This is a genomic window from Halomonas colorata (assembly GCF_014897985.1).
Classification (GTDB): Bacteria; Pseudomonadota; Gammaproteobacteria; order Pseudomonadales; family Halomonadaceae; genus Vreelandella; species Vreelandella colorata.
The window spans coordinates 99,067-119,452 of sequence record NZ_JABUZA010000002.1 but is presented as its reverse complement, the minus strand read 5'-3'; the positions used below and the strand labels follow the sequence as shown (position 1 = coordinate 119,452).

At 55.4% G+C, this 20,386-nt stretch carries 18 protein-coding genes; 12 read left to right on the top strand and 6 right to left on the bottom strand.

From position 1 onward, the window contains the following. Positions 1–65: 65 nt before the first annotated feature. Together INT33_RS01740 and INT33_RS01735 are read left to right on the top strand one after the other, a co-directional pair. The gene (locus INT33_RS01740) at positions 66–1,259 is read left to right on the top strand and encodes an ATP phosphoribosyltransferase regulatory subunit (RefSeq protein WP_192537115.1); all 1,194 of its coding nucleotides are present in this window, start codon (positions 66–68) and stop codon (positions 1,257–1,259) included. After that, positions 1,259–2,557, top strand: coding sequence for an adenylosuccinate synthase (locus INT33_RS01735; RefSeq protein WP_192537116.1), 1,299 nt, complete (start codon positions 1,259–1,261; stop codon positions 2,555–2,557). The genes INT33_RS01740 and INT33_RS01735 overlap by 1 nt, the downstream gene beginning before the upstream one ends. A 91-nt stretch (positions 2,558–2,648) precedes the next feature. Here INT33_RS01735 and cobO read toward each other — a convergent pair whose 3' ends face one another. Further along, a complete protein-coding gene (gene cobO / locus INT33_RS01730; protein WP_192537117.1) occupies positions 2,649–3,248 on the bottom strand; it encodes a cob(I)yrinic acid a,c-diamide adenosyltransferase in 600 nt (199 codons plus the stop codon). 210 nt (positions 3,249–3,458) lie between these two features. Between cobO and INT33_RS01725 the strand changes: the two genes are divergently transcribed. The 4 genes from INT33_RS01725 (at position 3,459) to INT33_RS01710 (ending at position 8,530) form a co-directional block, all read left to right on the top strand. Next, entirely contained in the window at positions 3,459–3,944 is a 486-nt protein-coding gene (locus INT33_RS01725) for a YajQ family cyclic di-GMP-binding protein (protein ID WP_192537119.1), read from the top strand. Between the two features lie 79 nt (positions 3,945–4,023). Then, positions 4,024–6,654: an aminopeptidase N gene (pepN, locus tag INT33_RS01720; protein WP_192537120.1), complete on the top strand. Its 2,631-nt coding sequence runs from the start codon at positions 4,024–4,026 to the stop codon at positions 6,652–6,654. A 38-nt stretch (positions 6,655–6,692) separates the two neighbouring features. Further along, the gene (gene yegS, locus INT33_RS01715; RefSeq protein WP_192537126.1) at positions 6,693–7,652 is read left to right on the top strand and encodes a lipid kinase YegS; all 960 of its coding nucleotides are present in this window, start codon (positions 6,693–6,695) and stop codon (positions 7,650–7,652) included. A 50-nt stretch (positions 7,653–7,702) separates the two neighbouring features. Continuing rightward, positions 7,703–8,530: a hypothetical protein gene (locus tag INT33_RS01710; protein WP_193090954.1), complete on the top strand. Its 828-nt coding sequence runs from the start codon at positions 7,703–7,705 to the stop codon at positions 8,528–8,530. 61 nt (positions 8,531–8,591) lie between these two features. Here INT33_RS01710 and INT33_RS01705 read toward each other — a convergent pair whose 3' ends face one another. Continuing rightward, on the bottom strand, positions 8,592–8,795 hold the full coding sequence (locus INT33_RS01705) for a cold-shock protein (protein WP_018915713.1): 204 nt from the start codon (positions 8,793–8,795) through the stop codon (positions 8,592–8,594). 133 nt (positions 8,796–8,928) lie between these two features. Here INT33_RS01705 and INT33_RS01700 point away from each other — a divergent pair, with 133 nt between their 5' ends. Then, positions 8,929–9,585, top strand: coding sequence for a LysE family translocator (locus tag INT33_RS01700; protein WP_192537138.1), 657 nt, complete (start codon positions 8,929–8,931; stop codon positions 9,583–9,585). Positions 9,586–9,666: 81 nt separating this feature from the next. Here the strand turns inward: INT33_RS01700 and INT33_RS01695 are convergent, their stop codons facing one another. Further along, entirely contained in the window at positions 9,667–11,616 is a 1,950-nt protein-coding gene (locus INT33_RS01695; RefSeq protein ID WP_193090953.1) for a transglycosylase SLT domain-containing protein, read from the bottom strand. Between the two features lie 100 nt (positions 11,617–11,716). Here INT33_RS01695 and INT33_RS01690 point away from each other — a divergent pair, with 100 nt between their 5' ends. From INT33_RS01690 to sixA, 4 genes are all read left to right on the top strand, one after another. Further along, entirely contained in the window at positions 11,717–12,064 is a 348-nt protein-coding gene (locus tag INT33_RS01690; RefSeq protein ID WP_026285557.1) for a YkvA family protein, read from the top strand. Positions 12,065–12,164: 100 nt separating this feature from the next. Next, a complete protein-coding gene (gene htpG / locus INT33_RS01685) occupies positions 12,165–14,069 on the top strand; it encodes a molecular chaperone HtpG (RefSeq protein ID WP_192537142.1) in 1,905 nt (634 codons plus the stop codon). Positions 14,070–14,192: 123 nt separating this feature from the next. Continuing rightward, positions 14,193–15,260: an NAD(P)H-dependent glycerol-3-phosphate dehydrogenase gene (locus INT33_RS01680; RefSeq protein ID WP_192537144.1), complete on the top strand. Its 1,068-nt coding sequence runs from the start codon at positions 14,193–14,195 to the stop codon at positions 15,258–15,260. Continuing rightward, complete coding sequence (gene sixA, locus INT33_RS01675) at positions 15,253–15,735, top strand: phosphohistidine phosphatase SixA (RefSeq protein ID WP_192537146.1); 483 nt, start codon at positions 15,253–15,255, stop codon at positions 15,733–15,735. The genes INT33_RS01680 and sixA overlap by 8 nt, the downstream gene beginning before the upstream one ends. Positions 15,736–15,827: 92 nt before the next feature. Here sixA and gatB read toward each other — a convergent pair whose 3' ends face one another. The 3 genes from gatB to gatC form a co-directional block, all read right to left on the bottom strand. Further along, positions 15,828–17,282 carry an Asp-tRNA(Asn)/Glu-tRNA(Gln) amidotransferase subunit GatB gene (gatB, locus tag INT33_RS01670; protein WP_192537148.1) on the bottom strand — a complete coding sequence of 485 codons (1,455 nt, stop codon included), beginning with the start codon at positions 17,280–17,282 and terminating at the stop codon, positions 15,828–15,830. Continuing rightward, positions 17,282–18,742: an Asp-tRNA(Asn)/Glu-tRNA(Gln) amidotransferase subunit GatA gene (gene gatA / locus INT33_RS01665; RefSeq protein WP_192537150.1), complete on the bottom strand. Its 1,461-nt coding sequence runs from the start codon at positions 18,740–18,742 to the stop codon at positions 17,282–17,284. Before gatA ends, gatB begins: the two co-directional genes overlap by 1 nt. A 68-nt stretch (positions 18,743–18,810) precedes the next feature. Next, complete coding sequence (gene gatC / locus INT33_RS01660; protein ID WP_192537152.1) at positions 18,811–19,098, bottom strand: Asp-tRNA(Asn)/Glu-tRNA(Gln) amidotransferase subunit GatC; 288 nt, start codon at positions 19,096–19,098, stop codon at positions 18,811–18,813. Between the two features lie 231 nt (positions 19,099–19,329). Here gatC and INT33_RS01655 point away from each other — a divergent pair, with 231 nt between their 5' ends. After that, on the top strand, positions 19,330–20,367 hold the full coding sequence (locus tag INT33_RS01655) for a rod shape-determining protein (RefSeq protein ID WP_018915723.1): 1,038 nt from the start codon (positions 19,330–19,332) through the stop codon (positions 20,365–20,367). The last annotated feature ends 19 nt before the right edge of the window (positions 20,368–20,386 follow it).

Genomic DNA, 20,386 nt, shown 5'->3' with positions numbered 1-20,386 from the left:
CCGTTAATGCGTTAAATGCGTATTTATCGAGCCCGGGGCTTTCATTGTCTTGCAGGATTGTTCACATGACCATCGCTGACCGCTGGCTGTTGCCCGACGGCATGGATGAGGTGCTTCCGCCTCAGGCAAGCCGCATGGAAGAGCTGCGCCGTGCGCTGCTTGATCTATATCATTGCTGGGGCTATGACCAAGTAATGCCGCCGCCGGTGGAGTTTCTAGACTCCTTACTTACCGGTACGGGTACCGACCTTGATCTGCAAACCTTTAAGCTTACTGACCAGTTAACGGGCCGCATGATGGGCGCCTCGGCAGATGTAACGCCGCAGGTAGCACGTATGGATGCCCATTCGCTCAAGCGTCAAGGGCCGGTACGCTTGTGCTACTGCACCAACGTACTGCGCGCTAAAGCCGATCAGCATCAGGGCGGTCGTAGTCCGGTTCAGGTGGGCGTTGAGCTGTTTGGTCATGCGGGATTAGAGGCCGATAGTGAAATCATTCACTTGGCGCTGGCCAGTCTAAAAGCAGCGGGCGCTGGCGAAATACATCTGGCCCTTGGCCATATTGGTATTTATCGTAGTCTGGTGGAAGCCGCTGCGCTGAATGACCAGCAAGAGAGCGCGCTGTTTGAAGCGCTGGCATTAAAGTCACCTGGCCAGTTGGCACAGCAAGTAGCGGCGAGCGTGAGCGACCCTGCCTTGGCGGATATGTTCATGGCGCTGGGCGAGCTTCATGGTGATGCTGGAATACTGGGTCAAGCGCGCGAACGCTTTGCCGGTGCGCCCGTATCGGTGACCGCTGCGCTTGATCAATTGGATGCTCTTTATCAGGGCATATTAGCCCGCTTTGATGTCTCGCTTTATTTTGACCTTGCGGAGCTGCGCGGCTATCAATACCACACGGGTATGATGTTCGCTGCCTATGTGCCGGGCTACGGCCATGCGCTGGCCAAAGGCGGCCGCTATGATGATACGGGGCGTGCCTTTGGTCGTGCACGCCCAGCCACTGGCTTTTCAATGGATCTCAAGCAGCTGGCATCATTGGCCCTGGCTTCGCCAGGCAAAGGCGCAATTTGGGCGCCCGCCGAAGAGAACGAGTCTCTCAACGCTGCCATTGTTGCACTGCGAGAGCAGGGAGAACGCGTGATTCAAGCGCTGCCTGGGCAGCGTACTGGGCCGGCGGAGCACGACTGTGACCGCCGTCTTGAGTTTATCGATGGCTGTTGGCAGACAACGGCCCTGACACAAGAGACGAGTGCATAATGGGTAAGAATGTCGTAGTCCTGGGCACCCAATGGGGTGATGAAGGTAAAGGCAAAATCGTCGACCTGCTCACTGAGTCAGCGGCGGCGGTAGTGCGTTTCCAGGGTGGCCACAATGCGGGCCATACGCTGGTGATTGACGGTGAAAAAACCGTGCTTCACCTCATTCCGTCGGGCGTTTTGCGCCCGGGCAAAACCTGCGTCATCGGCAACGGGGTGGTGCTGTCTCCCGAAGCGCTGATCAAAGAGATTCGCGAGCTTGAAGACAAAGGTGTACCGGTGCGCGAGCGCCTGCGCCTGTCGCCTGCCTGCCCGCTGATTCTGCCATATCACGTGCGTCTGGATCAGGCGCGTGAAAAAGCCCGCGGCGTTGCTAAGATCGGCACCACTGGGCGTGGTATCGGCCCTGCTTACGAAGACAAGGTAGCGCGCCGCGGCCTGCGCCTGGGCGATATGCTCCACCGCGAGCGTTTCGCTTCCAAGCTGGGTGAAGTGCTGGACTACCATAACTTCGTGCTGGTCAACTACCACGGCGAACCGGCGGTAGACTTCCAGGAAGTACTGGATAGCGCTATGCAGATGGCCGATGAGCTGCGCCCGATGGTGTGCGACACGGTCAGCATGGTCCATGATCTGCGCAAGGCTGGTGAGAACATCCTGTTTGAAGGCGCTCAGGGCTCGCTGCTGGATATCGACCACGGTACCTATCCCTACGTGACCAGCTCCAACACCACGGCTGGCGGTACCGCCACCGGTTCTGGTGTAGGCCCGCTTTACCTGGACTACGTACTGGGTATTACCAAAGCGTACACTACTCGCGTAGGTTCCGGACCGTTCCCCACGGAGCTGTTCGATGACCACGGCCGCCACCTGGCTGAGCGTGGCCACGAGTTTGGTGCGACCACCGGTCGTCCGCGTCGCTGCGGTTGGTTTGATGCCGTCGCGCTACGTCATGCGGTACAGATCAACTCGGTTTCCGGTATCTGCCTGACCAAGCTTGACGTACTCGATGGCCTGGAAAATATTCGCGTCTGCGTAGGTTATCGCAGTAAAGATGGCGAAGTGCTGGACAACCCGGTTGATTCTGAAGGCTACGAAGCTGTCGAGCCGCTTTACCAGGATCTGCCAGGCTGGAAAGAGTCGACGCTGGGCGCCAAGAAGGTGGAAGACCTGCCGGCAAATGCGCGTTCCTACATCAGTTTCCTGGAAGAGCAGGTGGGTACCAGCATCGATATCATCTCGACCGGCCCGGACCGCGTTGAAACGATTGTGCTGCGTAACCCGTTTACCGGCGAATAAGCTATTCGTAATGCAAGGCTGGACCCGTTCCGGCAATCGAAAAGGGGCGCTCAGGCGCCCCTTTTGCATGCTATGTGGTTAAAATTAGCGTTTAAAAATCAATGCCCCGGCGTGCCTGCAAGCCATTATTGAAGGCGTGGCGAATTTCCTGCATTTCCGTCACCGTGTCCGCCATGGTAACAAGCTCGCGGTGTGCGTTACGCCCGGTGATGATCACGGTTTGTTCATGCGGGCGATTTTCAAGCGCTGTCTTGACGGTCGCAATATCCAGGTAGCCGAATTTGAGCATGTAGGTAATTTCATCCAATACCACTAGATAGGTGTCGGGGTCGGCCAGCATGCGCTCGGCCTCTTTCCATACCGCCTGGCAAGCCTGGGTGTCGGCTTCACGGTTTTGTGTCTCCCAGGTAAAGCCTGTGGCCATAACCACCACTTCCAGGTTGGGGTCCGCTTCCAGGCGATTGCGCTCACCGCACTCCCATAAGCCTTTGATAAACTGAATAACACCCACTTTATAGTCATAGCCCAACGCGCGGGTCACCGTGCCCCAGGCCGCGGTCGTTTTGCCCTTACCATTTCCGGTGTTTATCAACAGCAAACCACGCTGCTCGGTTGCGCTGGCGATTTTCTCATCCACGTGGTTTTTAAGCTTTTCCATTGATGCTTTATGACGCGTATCGCGATCTGTCATGGTTACTCCTTCACCCTGCGTGTCGACTAAAGCGCCAAGTAGCGTACGGCATCTCACACGCAATGCGAATAAAAGTGAGTGAAATTTGTACAGTATGTAAGGTTTCACCCCAGACGCATTAAAATTTTTAGCACTAATTGACAACAGGATTGGCCGGTAGGGGGCTAGCTGCTCTAAAATAATGGGTCATGTCTTGTTAGGATAAATGCCATGCCCTCTTTTGATATTGTGTCTGAATTCGATCAGCACGAAGCTCTGAACGCTATCGATCAAGCAAACCGTGAAGTTCAATCGCGCTTTGATTTTAAAGGTGTTGATGCAAGCTTTGCCCTTGAAGGTGAAAAAGTGCAGTTGGAAGCCCAGGTTGATTTTCAACTTAAGCAGATGCTGGATGTACTGCGTGGCCGATTAATCGCCCGGGGCATCGATGCGCGCTGCATGGATGTCAAAGACCCCGAGCTTTCCGGGGTGAAGGCGCGCCAGGAAGTCATTTTAAAGCAGGGGTTGGACGCGGCAGAAGCCAAGGATGTGGTCAAGCGCATCAAGGCCAGCAAGCTTAAAGTACAGGCGCAGATCCAGGGCGAAAAAGTTCGCGTGACGGGTAAAAAACGTGACGACTTACAAAGCGTTATGTCGCTGCTGCGCGGCGAAGAGGGCCCTGAATTGCCGCTTCAGTTTGATAACTTCCGCGATTAAGTCCTATCACGTCTAGGGGCATACGTTGCCCCGGTTATCATCTACTAACAATTATCGTTCATTACAGGAGCCAAGCACTATGTCTGATCCGCAGCCGGTTTATTTAAGCGACTATCAGCCGCCCGCCTACCGCGTTACCCATACCGAGCTGACGTTTGATCTTGACCCTGCCGCCACCCGTGTAAAAGCACGATTATTGATGGAGCGTAACGACGAGGTAAGTGACCAGACGCCATTGGTGCTCAACGGCGAGCATCTGGCGCTGATCTCGTTAGCCATAGACGGCACGCCGCTAACCGACGCCGATTACCAACTGAATGAAAAAAACCTGTGCATCCCCAAGGTGCCGGCATCTTTTAGCCTTGAAAGCGAAGTGGAAATTGCGCCCAGCACCAACACTGCTCTTGAAGGTCTTTATCAGTCGAGTGGTATGTACTGCACTCAATGTGAAGCAGAAGGCTTTCGGCGTATTACCTTCTACCCAGACCGTCCCGATGTTATGGCGACCTTCACCGTTACGGTAATTGGTGATCAAGAAAGCGAGCCCGTTTTGTTGGCCAATGGTAATCCCGTGGACAGCGGTAAGCTTGAGAATGGCCGTCATTTTGCAACCTGGGAAGACCCGCACCCCAAACCGTGTTACCTGTTTGCACTTGTTGCAGGCAATTTACACAAGGTCGAGGATCGCTTTTCGACCATGAGCGGGCGTAACGTTACGCTGCAAATCTGGGTCGAAAAAGACAATCTGGATAAAACCGAACACGCCATGGCCTCGCTCAAGCGTTCAATGGCGTGGGATGAGCAGACCTATGGCCGTGAATACGACCTTGATCTGTTTATGATCGTGGCGGTCAGCGATTTCAATATGGGCGCGATGGAGAATAAAGGGCTTAATATCTTTAACTCCGCTGCTGTGTTGACGCACCCGCATACCGCCACCGATGCAACCTTCCAAAATGTTGAAGGCATTGTGGCGCATGAATATTTTCATAACTGGTCGGGCAATCGCGTTACCTGCCGAGACTGGTTCCAGCTGTCATTGAAAGAGGGATTCACCGTCTTTCGTGATCAGTGTTTTTCCGCCGATACCAATTCAGCGCCGGTAAAGCGGATTCAGGACGTATCGTTTTTCCGTACGGCGCAGTTTGCCGAGGATGCGGGTCCTACAGCGCATCCAGTTCGCCCGGATCATTTTATTGAAATCACCAATTTTTACACCCTGACGATTTACGAAAAGGGTGCTGAAGTTGTCCGCATGCTATGCAATCTGGTGGGGTGGGACAATTTCCGGCGTGGCGCCGATCAATACTTTGAGCGCTTTGACGGCCAGGCCGTCACCATCGAAGACTTCGTGGGCTGCATGGCGGATACCTCCGGTGAAGATCTAAGCCAGTTTATGCGTTGGTATGCTCAGGCGGGCACTCCAGAAATCGATGCCCACGGCGAATATGACTATGTGAAGAGCGAGTATCATTTAACGCTTCGCCAGCGTACCCCGGCGACACCTGGGCAAACCACCAAACAGCCGCTGCATATTCCGGTACGTATGGGGCTGGTGGGTACCAAGTCTGGCCAGGATTTGGCGCTTACTTTAGAAGGCGAGACGCTGGGTAAAGACGCCGTCATTAATCTGCGTGATAACGAGCAGACTTTTGTGTTTACCGAGGTCGCCGAGGCGCCTGTGCCCTCGCTGCTGCGTGATTTTTCCGCCCCTGTAAAGCTGCATTTCCCCTATTCGCGTGAAGAGCTGGCGTTTCTGCTCACCCATGACAGCGACGGCTTCAACCGCTGGGATGCGGGGCAGCGCTTGGCTATGTTGGCGTTGGATGACTTGATTGCCGCGCACCGTAATGGCGTTGAAAAAGTCATGGATGCCCGCGTTATCGAAGCGTTTAGAATACTTCTGACAGGGCCGGTTTCCGATAAAGCGGTACTCGCAGAAATGCTCACGCTGCCATCTGAGGCCTATATTGCCGAGCAACAGCCCATCGTGGATGTCGATGCGATTCACGCTGCTCGGGAATTTGTACGCCAGTCGTTGGCGTTGGCGCTTCGCGATGAGTTTGCTGCTACGTTTGAAGCCAATCGCTCAGATGAGCCTTATGCGCCGACTCCTGAACAAATTGCCCAGCGTAGTCTCAAAAACATAGCGCTTAGCTATTTGATGTCGATTGAAGAAGAGCAGGCTATCGCATTTTGTCAGGCGCAGTTTGCGGCTGATCATAATATGACCGATGTGCGTCATGCGTTAACTCTGCTTGTACACAGCGATCGCGACGATTTATCCTCGCCCGCTTTAAAAGCCTTTGGCGAAAAGTGGGCGCATGATCCGTTGGTGATGGATCAGTGGTTTACGATCCAGGTGACGCGGCCCCAGAGCGATGTGCTGGAGCGCGTACAGTTCTTGATGCAGCATCCGGCGTTTTCCATCAAGAACCCCAATAAAGTGCGTGCGCTGATCGGGGCTTTTGCGCAAAATCGAGTCAACTTCCACCGTTTGGATGGGCAAGGGTACGCATTACTTGCCGATGTGGTTATTGAGCTCAATCGCTTGAACCCTGAAATAGCGGCGCGGCTTATTACCCCATTAACGCGCTGGCAGCGGTTTGATGAAACGCGCCAGTCGTTAATGCGTACTCAGCTTGAGCGTATCAAGCAAGAGCCACTATCTTCTAATGTGTACGAGGTAGTCGAAAAAGCGCTGGCATAAACCTTACCAGCGACTCAACCATGAAAGGGAATACATTGGTGAAAGACTTACAGCAGCGTTTTTTACTTATTGTAAATGGTAAGTCAGCCGGGAACCCGGCATTGCGTGAAGCCGTTGAAGAGCAGCGGGAGGCAGGGATGCCGATTACCGTTCGCTCTACCTGGGAGGGCGGCGATGCAGCCCTTTTTGCCGAGCAGGCCGCCGACATGGGTATCACCCATGTTATTGCCTGTGGTGGCGATGGTACTGTCAATGAAGTGGTGAACGGGCTGATGCGCGTTCCTCATGACAAGCGGCCTGCACTGGGGATCGTTCCGTTAGGCAGTGCCAACGACTTTGCAACCTCCACGGGTCTTCCTTTAGAGCCTGGCCCTGCCTTGGCGGCGGCCAGAAATTTAACGTCCTATCCGATCGATATTGTTCGGGTAACGGCTGCAGCGAATGACAAAAGTGTCACCCAGTATTACGTCAATATGACGACCGGCGGGTTTGGTGCGGAGATAACGTCGACGACGCCGAAAACGCTCAAGCGTATGCTGGGCGGGGGCGCCTACTCTTTAATGGGAGCGCTTAAAGCCTGGCGGCATCGCAGCTACTGCGGAACCTTGCACTGGGGTGACAAAGAGCAGGATGCTTCGCTGCTTTTATTGGCCCTGGGTAACGGCCGGCAATCAGGCGGTGGGCAAGTGCTTGCCCCGCGTGCCAAGCTTGATGATGGTCGTTTGGACGTACTGCTGGTGAAAGACTTCAGCTCCGTGACAGAGCTACCGACGCTGATTAACGAACTACAGAACTTTCCGGCTGAAGGTGAGTACGTGCGTTATTTTACAACTAGCCAGTTTACCGTCACTACGCGACGTGAGGATCCTGCCTGGCCGTTAACACTGGATGGCGAGGCGTGCCACTACGATCGTTTTTGCGCTGAGGTAGTCCCCTTGGCTCTGCGCGTATTATTGCCTGAGGACTGCCCGCTATTATCGGCAAACGATCGACACTGATTCGGCACTGATCTTGCCGCCCTTTAAAAGTTTTTAAGGAGAGGGATTTAATGACAAATCGTTTATGGCTGCCTGCGCTTGCCGCATTAGCACTGTTACTTAGCGCATGTGGCGATTCTCAAGAAGAGTCCAGCGTGACGCTTGATGAGCCCTCGTCGGTTTCTGATGACGAGGTCGTGCAAGAGGAAGAGGCGCCTGCAGCAGCTGTGAATGCCGCCGAGATGCCAAGCCCTGATGAGGTAGAAGATGATATTGAGTCTCGTCAGGCTGCAGAGGAGCTTGAGCGAGCCGAAGCGCTTCGCAGCGATACCCAAGAAGACCCCGTTAGCGCTGATGAGTCCCTGCAAGAAGTAGAGGCAAATGAGGATACGTTGGCAGCCGACCCCGATGATGTATTGGAAGAGGGCGGCGCGATGCCTGGGGAAGCGACCCGTTCCGATGTGGATCAGATGATTGAGGAGACCGAGCAGCGTTTCGAGGAAGCTCAGCGTCGATTGAACGAGCAGTTTGAAGAAGTAGAGCAGCAGGCGGTTGAGCCGGATGCTTTTGATGAAGATACGTTCTCAACCGATTGGGAAGTGGAAAGCAGCCTGCCGGAAAACCCACGGCTGGAAGATAACCTGGAAGCGACCGATGTTGACGCCCTGATTGAAGACACTGAGCGGCGTTTTGAGGAAGCTCAGAAACGTCTTGAAGAGCAGTTCAAAGAAATTGAACGTGAACATGATGATAGTCGTAGCCGAGGCGCTATTCTGAGTGAAGACGCAGACGCAGACGCAGACGCAGACGCAGACGCAGACGCAGACGCAGACGCAGACGCAGACGCAGACGCAGACGCAGACGCAACAGAAACAGAAACGACTAATCAGACTAATTAGTCAGTAGGTAAGCACGTACAAAAAGGCCCGCCTAGGCGGGCCTTGCTACATTCGGCTGCTTTTAGGCAAGGCGAATGTTAGACGCCTGAAGGCCTTTTTTACCCTGAGTTACCTCAAAGCTGACTTTCTGACCATCCTGCAGGGTCTTGAAGCCTTCAGCCTGAATTTCTGAGAAGTGGGCAAAAAGGTCGTCGCTGCCATCATCAGGAGAGATGAAGCCATAACCTTTTGTATCGTTGAACCACTTGACTGTACCAGTTGCCATTGTCGTTTCCTTAACGTGCTTATAATTAGACGGATAGAAATGCTGTCTGCCCGCCAAAATCAATGTAGATGCAAAAAAACGGGTCGTCCAGTGACGATCTAACGTTTCTTTATTCCTTATCGAGTGCGCCTGTATGTCGCCAGTAAGCCTGTTGGATTCGCAGTTTGTGCCTTTTTTGATTGCTATTACGCTGCTATCAATTACCCCTGGAGTGGACACCTTGCTTGTCATCCGCAATACCGCACGGGGAGGAATTCGCGACGGCGTGGCCACGAGTATTGCGATCTGCTGTGGGCTATTTGTCCACGCGACGATTTCGGCGCTGGGCATTTCTCTGATTCTGCTGCAATCGGCCTGGGCGTTTCATGTGCTGAAGCTTGCGGGGGCGGGCTATCTGGTATGGCTGGGTATCACAAGCCTCATGGCCGCTCGACGCGGGCAGCCCTTGCCGGTTAAGGGCGCCATGGGGGCCGCAGCGTCTGTTTCGCCCTGGCAGCCGATTAAAGAGGGCGTGCTCTCCAATGTGCTTAACCCCAAAACCGTCATTTTCTATATGGCTTTTTTGCCGCAGTTTATCGCTCCAGGCGACCCGGCACTAATCAAATCGCTGTGGTTGGCAGGTGTGCACTTTGTGATTGCCAATATCTGGCAAATTGGCGTGGTGTTTATGGTGGGAGGTGCCAGCCGATGGCTTGCCAGTGTGCGCTTTGCACAGACGCTAAATGCCGCCACGGGGGCCGTGCTGATTGCGTTTGGGGTGCGCCTGGCGCTGGAGCAGCGCCCGGTCTAGCCGGGCGCTTCAAGCCATGTACTTTTAAACCCTGTATTTTCAAACCATGTGCTTTCAATTCTTGTGCTTTCAATCGATGTGCTAGCGGCGGGCTAGCAGTGCTCGGTCGTAACGTACCTGCTGTTCGTTTTCATTGAGTAGTGTAACGCCTTCGCTGTTGCCGCCATTGGCCAGGCTTTCAAAAATCACCCGGTAGCTGAGCACTGCCTGCACATAGTCACGCGTTTCCCGGAAAGGAATGCTTTCGACAAATAAATCAAACGATTCCATGCCGTTGCCCAGCCACTGGTCCACGCGCCCTGGGCCCGCGTTATAAGCGGCGGCAGCGGCTAATCGGTTGCCTTGGTAGCGGTTCAGCTTATCGCGCAGGTAGGTGCTGCCTAAGCGAATATTAAGCTCTGGATCCAGAACGCCGTACGGGCCAGGGTCATTGATACCCAGCTGGCGGCTTACCAGGCTTGCGGTACCCGGCATGAGCTGCATTAGGCCGCGTGCGCCAGCGGGGGACAAGGCCTCAGGGTTGTATGCGCTTTCCCGACGGGTAATCGCCATCAGCAGGTAAGGGTCAACGCCGGTTTGGCGGCCCCAGTGTAAAAAGCTATCCCGATAAGCCTCAGGGAAGCGCCAATCAAGGGCGTCCCACATGCCGCCTGCAATAGTGGTCTGCACCAAGCGCGCATGCCACTGTTGATGTGCGGCATAATCAGCCAGTGCGCGCGCCTGCTGAGGAGAGCCGTTTTGCACTGCAAACAACCACTCGCTATTAGCCAAGCCATCTTCACCAATACGCAGTAAGGCTTCGGTGCGCTGTACTACGGGAAGCCGTGCGGTATGCTCGCGCGAGGCTTCGTCGAAATGATTGCGTTCAAGATTCAACTGGTAAGGCTGGCCGAGTTTTTCGGCCGCTGCAAAGCCAAAAAAGCTTCGATCGGTGGCGGCCTGGCGGTAGCGGGCCATCGCCGCGTCCTGATTGCCCAGCTGCTCATTGGCACGCGCCAGCCAGTACTGCCAGCGGCTATTTTCCTGCTGGCTTGCCGGCATTTCGGCTATCCAGTGCAGTACGTCCTGCCACTGGCGTGCGGCCAGGGCGCGACGCACACGAAGTTCCAGAACGCGCTCGCTTTCCAGGGAGGGGAGCACGCTATCCACCCAGCCTAAGGTGCCGGGCACTTCGCGCACCAGAGCATAAAACGCAAGCTCTTCTTCAATGACCTGCTGGTCGCTGGGAAGCAGGTTCAACCCCTGGGCCATGGTTTGCCAGGCGTTGAGCGCTGCGGGCGTATCGTCCCGAGTAAAGCGCTGCATGGCGGCTTTGTAAAAACTCGCCGTGGCCGCACACTCAGGGCCCAGGCAGGCGGGCGCCGATGCGACGGCTCGAATGTTGGCATCAACGTTATCGGCGGTGTCGATAGCGGTTTGCCATTGGCTATTAAGCTGCCCGTTTAAATAGGCTGACAAGCGGCCTTCACCAGACTGCCAGGCAAGCATTTTACGTTCCCAGATAGCCGTTGAATCAATAGTGCCGTTGGCACGCAGGCGATTAAACAGCGGGTCGCACGCATCGGGTTGCGATTTGCCTTCAAGCCATAGCGCAAGCCCTGCGGTGGCTGCCTGTTGCGGCTGAGAATCCAGCAGGGCCGTATAGTAGTAGCACTGACGAGCTGTGCCCGCGGGCTCACCATCGGCAACGCTCATCAGGTCACTATAGCGCCCGGCATTCCCGTACTTCGCAATAGCCTGACCGCGCAGCCACTCAGAAAGCGGCGAGTCGTTATGCTGGTCGATAAAGCCTTGCACCTGAGCGGGCGAGACGTTGGGTAGCCGATTGCGCAGCCGGTGATACTCGACATAGCCATTCAGGATATGGCCTTCAATGGCGCGCTCATCGACGCGGCTCCATTGCTCTTGCCGAGCCGCTTCCAGCGCATCGCGCATCGCGCTGTCGGATGCGGCCCAGGACGCCGTGGGTATGCCCACCAGTAGAGCCGCGCAAAGGGTGCGAAAAGGGGATTTGAATGACGATGCCTGCATGACACTCTCTCTTGATCGCTAACGGGTTAACAGCCGCTATAGTGAACTAAATGGATAAAAATTGTTCAGACAATCGTGACACTTGGAGGATTCAATTACGATGGCCCGATTATCCACTTGGTGGTTATTTCGTCGACTTAAGTCCCGAGTTTGGGCGGTAAAGCGTATTGGGCGAGCCTTAAAGCTGTTTATTCCCATGACGCGTGATGTGGTCAGTGGCCGCTTTCGTCCCATCCCCTGGTCTGCGTTTGGTATGATGGCGCTCGCGCTTGCCTATCTTGCAATGCCGTTCGATTTAATCCCAGATTTTCTCGTATTCATAGGCCTGGTTGACGATGTCTTGATTGTCGGCTGGCTGCTTAATCGTATCGATCAACGCTTGGCGGATTACCGTGCCTGGAAAGACGGTGATATCGATATTGCGACTTCTCAACACTCACCTTCTTGAAATCGCTCTGCTTATCCCCATATTCACTTCACAGATTTTTCGTTCCTGTCTCACGGCAGGCAGGAACACTAAACAAACGTGATTGATGAGGGCTAAGCGCATGACAACGGCGACTCACGAAGAGACGTTAGGCTTCCAGACGGAAGTTAAGCAACTTCTCAACCTGATGATTCACTCCCTGTATTCAAACCGGGAGATTTTCTTACGCGAGCTTATCTCTAACGCCGCGGATGCCTGCGATAAATTACGCTACGCCGCGCTGGATAACGATGCGCTGTACGAAGGCGATAGCGAGCTGCGCATTGAAATCGAGCATGATCGCGAAGCCAATACCGTGACGCTGCGTGATAACGGCATTGGCATGAACCGCGAAGACGTCATCGCTAACCTGGGTACGATTGCGCGCTCCGGCACGGCGGAGTTTCTCAAGCAGATGTCCGGCGAGCAACAAAAAGATGCCAAGCTTATCGGACAGTTTGGTGTTGGCTTCTACTCAGGCTTCATCGTCGCTGATGAAGTCGCCGTGCGTACCCGTAAAGCTGGTACCGACGCATCAGAAGGCGTTGAGTGGCGCTCCAAGGGTGAAGGCGAATTCACCGTTGCCGATATTGAGCGTGAAGTTCACGGCACCGAAATTATTCTTCACCTGAAAGACGACGCCAAAGAGTTTGCCGACGACTATCGTTTGCAAAGCCTGGTGCGCAAGTACTCTGATCATATTGAAGTGCCGGTGCGCATGCCCAAGACTGAAACTGCCAAAGACGATGAAGGCAACGACATCGAAGGCAGCGAAGTGACCACCTGGGAAACCGTTAACGAAGCCACCGCACTCTGGGCGCGCCCCAAGAGCGAGGTTTCTGATGACGAGTACAAGGCATTTTACAAGCACGTTGCCCACGACTTTAGCGACCCGCTTACCTGGAGCCATAACAAGGTAGAAGGCAAGCTTGAGTACACCAGCCTACTGTACGTGCCGGGCCGTGCGCCGTTTGATATGTACGAGCGTGATGGCGCCCGTGGCGTCAAGCTTTATGTCCAGCGCGTGTTTATCATGGACGACGCTGAACAGTTCCTGCCGCTTTACCTGCGCTTTATCAAAGGCGTGCTGGATACGCGCGACCTGTCGCTCAACGTCTCTCGCGAGCTTCTCCAGCAGGATCCCAAGGTCGACAAGATCAAAGGGGCGCTTACCAAACGTGCGCTGGATATGCTTAAAAAACTGTCTAAGGAGAGCGAGCAGTATCAGACGTTCTGGAACACGTTTGGTAGCGTGTTGAAAGAAGGCCCGGGTGAAGACGCCGCCAACCGCGAGAAAGTCGCCGGCCTGCTGCGCTTTGCGTCCACCCATACCGATACGTCGGCCCAGGAGCAATCGCTCGCTGACTACGTCGAGCGGATGAAAGAAGGCCAGAAGAAGATTTACTACGTGGTGGCGGATAGCTTCAATGCTGCGAAGAACAGCCCGCACCTGGAAATCTTCCGTAAGAAAGGCATCGAAGTACTGCTGCTGTCTGACCGTATTGATGAGTGGCTGATGAGCCACCTGACCGAGTTTGACGGTAAATCCTTTGCAGATGTGGCCAAAGGCGAGCTGGATCTTGGCGACGTGGAAGATGAAGCCGAGAAAAAAGCGCAGGAAGAGACCGCCAAGGCCAAGGAAGACCTGGTCAAACGGGTAAAAGAAGCGCTGAGCGACGGTGTGCAGGAAGTCAAAGTCACGCACCGTTTAACCGACTCGCCTGCCTGTGTGGTACTGCCTGAGCATGAGATGGGTTACCAAATGCGTCGCATCATGGAAGCCGCTGGGCAGCCGCTGCCTGAAGTGAAGCCCATCTTGGAGCTTAACCCGGAGCACCCGCTGGTCGCCCGCCTTGAAAGCTCGGAAGGTGATCTGTTTGGTCAGCTGGCGCATATTCTGCTGGATCAGGCGATTATTGCCGAAGGCGGTCATTTAGATGACCCTGCCGCTTACGTTAAGCGCCTGAACAGCGTATTGACTGCTTAACACGACGCGTTTGGAAAATAACGGCCCGTTTGGATTCCCAGACGGGCCGTTTGTGTTAAGAAAATAGGCTGTTAGTTTTGGTAAAATAGCGAGTACGCTTTCACGAGACTTTAGGACATCCTTATGGCTGAGCAGCAAATCAAGGTCGCGGTGCTGGGTGGGGGCAGTTTTGGCACTGCCTTGGCAAGCATCGCGGCGGATAACGGTGCCCATGTGCGTCAATGGATGCGCGATGAAGCGCTCGTGGCGCAAATTAATCAGGAGCATCGCAATGGCCGCTATTTGCCGCACTACGCGATTAACCCTGCAGTGCAGGCCACAACCGATTTGCGCTCGGCGTTAGAAAACGCTGAGCTGGTATTGATTGCGATCCCCTCAAAAGCATTTCGCAGCGTGGTCCAGGCTGCAAAGCCATGGCTCACGGCGCAACAAATTCTTGTAAGCACCACTAAAGGCATTGAGCAGGACAGCTTTTTGCTCATGAGTCAGGTGCTAACCGAGGAGACAGGTTTTCCCCATATCGGGGTGATCGCCGGGCCTAATCTGGCGTCTGAAATTGCCGATAAGCAGCTAACCGCCACGGTGATTGCCAGCGCCGATGCGCTTACCCGTACCCGGGTACAGCAGGCGCTGGGCTGCCGCTATTTTCGCGTGTATGCCAGTGATGACCGCCATGGCGTCGAGCTTGGTGGGGCGCTTAAAAATATTTATGCGATTGCCGCCGGCATGGCCGCAGCATTGGGCATGGGCGAAAACACTCGCAGCATGCTGATGACCCGGGCATTGGCGGAAATGAGCCGCTTCGCCGTCGCCGAAGGCGCCAATCCTATGACCTTTTTGGGTTTGGCGGGAGTCGGCGATTTGATTGTTACCTGCTCATCCAATCTTTCGCGTAACTACCGCGTGGGCTATGCCATGGGAGAAGGGCGCAGTCTGGAAGAGGCTATCGCTGCCCTGGGCCAGGTAGCTGAAGGCGTCAATACGGTTAAGCTGGTTTGCGCCAAGGCGAAAGAGCTAGACGTCTATATGCCGCTTGCCGAAGGGCTTTATCATGTCTTGTTCGACGGTGTTCCTGCGCAGGATATGGCGCGTACTCTCATGATGGGCGAGCAGAGCAGCGACGTGGAGTTCATTCTGCCCCGTGAGGCCGTGCAGCAGGCGCATCTGGATAACCGAGGCTGGCATGAGTAGCTTATTGATTATGCGCCACGGGGAGGCCGCGCCAGGTTTTCCTGATAGCCAGCGGGTACTGACGCCGCAGGGTGAAAATGAGGCCGCTCGCATGGCGCGTTGGCTTATGACGCGTAGGGCAAAAGGAGAGCTTGCCTTGCCCATTCTTTACGCAAGCCCCTATGCGCGCGCCCAGCAAACGGCGGGCATTATTGCTGATGCATTGGGTTGCCCGCTCAATACGTTGGACTTTATCACGCCCGAGGACGACCCGGCCGAGGTATGTGATTGGCTGTTAAGCCAGCCGGAAAGCGCGCTTACCATGTTGGTGAGCCATATGCCGCTGGTAGGCAACCTGACGGAGCTTCTGGTAGACGGCAGGTTTGGGCAGGGGTTGGGCTTCGCCACTGCGGGTATTGCTGAGTTAGAGGCGGACGTTTGGGCGGCGGGCTGCGCGCAGCTAAAGCGCTATACGTCACCCAGCCAACTGGCTTAGCATTTTCTGGCAACTATAGTGCGACACTGACTAAAACGGGCTGCCTGAATGAAGGCAGCCCGTTTTATTACGCGAACACAATAGCGATAGGCTTACAGGAGAGCGTCAAGCTTCGCTATCAGCACGCCGTTAACCTGCTGCGGGTTTGCCGTGCCGCGTGAGGCTTTCATCACCTGACCCACAAAGTAGCCGATCATCTTGCCGCGTTTCTCAGGCTCGGCATCACGATACTGGGCCACCTGGGCCGGGCTTTCGGTGATCACCTGGTCGATCATGGCTTCAATCGCGCCGGTGTCCGTGACCTGCTTGAGGCCTTTGGCTTCGATGATCGCATCGGCATTTTCGCCCTGGCCGTTCCACAGTGCTTGGAAGACCTGCTTGGCGGCTTTGCCGTTGATCGTGCCGTCAATCACCCGGCTTAGCAGGTCGCCCAGCTGGCGCGCCGAGATCGGGCTGTTATTGATACTCAGATTCTCACGATTGAGCGCGCCGGAAAGCTCGCCCTGCACCCAGTTGGCGGCCTGCTTGGCATCACCACACACGTGATGCACTTCCTCGAAGAACTCAGCCATTTCCCGACTGGCCGATAGCACGGCGGCATCGTAAGCCGACAGGCCCAGTTCACTTTGGAAGCGCTCGCGCTTGTCGGCGGGCAATTCAGGCAGCTGGCTGCGCAAGTGATCCAGATAGGCTTCATCGAGCACGACGGGAAGCAGGTCCGGGCAGGGGAAGTAGCGATAGTCGTTAGCTTCCTCTTTGGTACGCATGCTGCGAGTTTCGTCGCGCTCAGGATCAAACAGGCGGGTTTCCTGAACCACCGTGCCGCCGTCTTCAATCAGCTCAATCTGGCGCTCTACTTCAAACGCGATCGCACGCTCGACAAAGCGGAACGAGTTGACGTTCTTGATCTCGGCCCGCGTGCCGAAGGCTTCCTGCCCCTTGGGGCGTACCGAGACGTTGACGTCGCAGCGCATGGAGCCTTCGGCCATGTTGCCATCGGAAATGCCCAGATAGGTCACGATGGCATGGATCGCCTTGAGATACGCCACCGCTTCCTTGGCGCTGCGCATGTCCGGCTCGGAGACGATTTCCAGAAGCGGCGTACCAGCACGGTTCAAATCAATACCAGTCATGCCCAGGAAGTCTTCATGCAGCGACTTGCCGGCATCCTCTTCTAGGTGGGCGTGGTGGATGCGGATACGCTTGGTGGTGTCGTCATCCAGGGTGATATCCACGTCACCCGGGCCGACGATGGGGTGGTACATCTGGCTGGTCTGATAGCCCTTGGGCAGGTCAGCGTAAAAGTAGTTTTTACGATCAAACACCGAGACTTCGGCGATATCGGCATGTACCGCCAATCCAAACTGAACGGCCATGGCCACGGCCTGCTCGTTGAGTACCGGCAGTGTTCCGGGAAGCCCCAGATCAACCGCGCACGCCTGGGTGTTGGGCTCAGCGCCAAACGCGGTTGAGGCGCCGGAAAAAATCTTGGAGCGGGTCGCGAGCTGAACGTGGACTTCAAGCCCAATTACGGTTTCCCATTGCATTAGGCGTTCTCCTCGGCGAAAGCAGGAAGTTGAAGGTGCCAGTCAGTCGCTTGCTGATACTGATGCGCCACGTTTAAAAGCTGCGCTTCGGCAAAATGTGTGCCCAGAATCTGTAGACCTATGGGGCGGCCACCTGCAAAGCCTGCTGGAACGCTGATGCCGGGAATACCCGCCAGGTTCACAGCGATGGTGTAGATATCCTGCAGGTACATCGAAACTGGGTCTTTTTTGGCGCCCAGGTCAAATGCCGGGGTTGGCGAGGCCGGGCCCATGAGCACATCAACGTCTTCAAAAACGTCGAGGAAGTCCTGGCGAATAAGGCGGCGTACTTTTTGCGCTTTGGTGTAGTAAGCGTCAAAGAAGCCCTCTGACAGGGTATGGGTGCCAATCAGAATCCGCCGCTTGACCTCTTCACCAAAGCCTTCCGCGCGGCTGCGCTTGTAAAGATCGATCAGGTCGACGGGGTCTTTACAGCGGTGGCCAAAGCGCACGCCGTCGTAACGCGACAGGTTGGAGGAGGCTTCCGCCGGGGCGATAACGTAGTAGGCCGGAATCGCATAGTGGGTATGCGGCAAGCTCACTTCGCGCACCGTTGCGCCTAATGATTCATAGACTTTCACCGCATCGCGTACGGCTTTTTCTACTTCGGGGTCTAACCCGTCGCCAAAATACTCTTTCGGCAGGCCAATTTTAAGGCCTGAGAGGGGGGCGTTCAGCGTTTCGGTATAGTCCGGTACGCCGCGGGCAACGCTGGTGGAGTCGCGCACGTCGTGCCCGGCAATCACGTTCATCAGGTGGGCGCAGTCTTCGGCACTGCGTGCCATTGGGCCAGCCTGGTCCAGGCTTGAAGCGTAGGCAATGATGCCATAGCGCGAAACGCGCCCATAGGTGGGCTTCAAGCCGGTAATGCCGCAAAACGCCGCCGGCTGACGGATCGAACCGCCGGTATCGGTACCCATGGCGGCCGGTACAAGGCCTGCGGCTACCGCCGCGGCACTTCCGCCTGAGCTGCCTCCCGGCACCGCGGTTAAATCCCAGGGATTTTTAACCGCGCCGTAATGGCTGTTTTCATTGGAAGAGCCCATCGCGAACTCATCCATATTGGTTTTACCCAAGCTGATCGTGCCCGCCGCGTTAAGCTTTTCAACGACCGTGGCATCGTAAGGAGCGATAAAATTATCCAGCATTTTGGAGCCGCAGCTGGTTTTTACATCGCGGGTACAAAAAATATCCTTGAGCGCCAGCGGAATGCCGGTAAGCAGCCCCGCGTTACCCGCGGCGCGCGCTTTATCGGCTTCTTCTGCTTGATTGAGTGCCTGTTCGCCGGTCACGGTAATAAAGCTATTGAGCGTGCCGTCGGCCTTCTCAATTTTTTGTAAATAGTGCGAGGTCAGCTCGCGACTGGAAAACTCACCACTTTTTAAGGCGGTGGCGAGTTGCGTTAAAGTTTTATCATGCATGACCCGAAAGCTCCGTTCGAGAACGAAAGAGAAGTGTTGAAACTGCGCCTGGAAAGCCCGGGACTTGCTTATTCAACAACACGAGGAACCAGATACAAGCCGTTTTCCACGGCTGGCGCACAGCGTTGAAACGCATCGCGCTGGTTGGTTTCTGTGACTTCGTCCGCACGCAGGCGCTGAGTTGCGTCCAGCGGGTGAGAGAGTGGAGAAACGCCTTCTGTATCAATGCTTTGAAGTTGGTCTACCATGTCCAGAATGCGGCTTAGATCGTCGACAAAACCGGTGGCTTGGTCATCGCTGACGGCGAGTCGGGCCAGGTGTGCGGCCCGGCGCACATGAGATTCTTCAAGCGCCATGATCGAAAAGTCCTCGCTAAAACGTGATGGAACGTATTCCGCTTTGTGCGGTATACAGTCTGTCATCGAAAAAATCGTCTTCTGTAACAGACGTGGAAAATAGCCGCAAAAGGTACCACATCTTGGCCTTCACGGGCAGTGTTCAGCGCGACTCGTGCTTGCTGCCGGGGGGTTGCGGTGATACCGTTTGCATCCGCACAGGTTCCCGGTCTGCACTAGGTAACAACATCCATGTTCAAACGTTTGAGGGGGCTGTTTTCCAGCGATCTGTCGATCGACTTGGGTACGGCCAACACACTGATTTATGTACGCGGTCGTGGCATCGTTCTCGATGAACCGTCCGTAGTCGCCATTCGCCAGTCTGGCAATATGCGTAGCGTTGCATCGGTAGGTGCTGACGCGAAGCGTATGTTGGGACGTACGCCTGGCAATATTACCGCCATCCGGCCAATGAAAGACGGTGTTATCGCCGACTTTACCGTCACCGAGCAGATGCTTCAGCATTTTATTCGCAAAGTGCACCAGAGTACCTTTCTGACGCCTAGCCCGCGCGTATTAGTTTGCGTGCCGTGTATGTCTACGCAGGTTGAGCGTCGCGCGATCCGAGAATCGGCTGAAGGGGCTGGCGCCCGCGAAGTGTTTCTTATCGAAGAGCCTATGGCTGCCGCCATAGGCGCTGGCCTGCCGGTTGAGGAAGCGCAGGGTTCCATGGTGGTGGATATTGGTGGTGGTACCACTGAAATTGCCATTATTTCGCTCAATGGCGTGGTCTATTCAGAATCGATCCGCGTAGGCGGTGACCGTTTCGATGAGGCGATCACCGCGTATGTGCGACGCCACTACGGCAGTTTGATTGGCGAAGCCACGGCTGAGCGAATCAAGGAAGAGATTGGCTGCGCCTATCCCGGTGGCGAACTGCGTGAAATCGACGTACGCGGCCGCAATTTAGCAGAAGGGATCCCGCGTAGCTTTACGCTGAACTCCCATGAAATTTTAGAGGCGCTGCAGGAAACGCTTGGCTCGATTGTGGCCGCCGTTAAAAGCGCGCTTGAGCAGTCTCCTCCCGAGCTTGCCTCCGATATTGCTGAGCGCGGTTTAGTGCTTACAGGTGGCGGTGCACTGCTGCGTGATCTGGATAAGCTGATTGCTGAAGAAACCGGTTTGCCGGTGATTGTGGCAGAAGATCCGCTTACCTGTGTTGCGCGTGGTGGCGGTAAAGCGCTTGAAATGATCGATCAGCATACCTTTGAGCTGCTGTCGAGCGACTAACGTTTAGCGGTTTATCGCG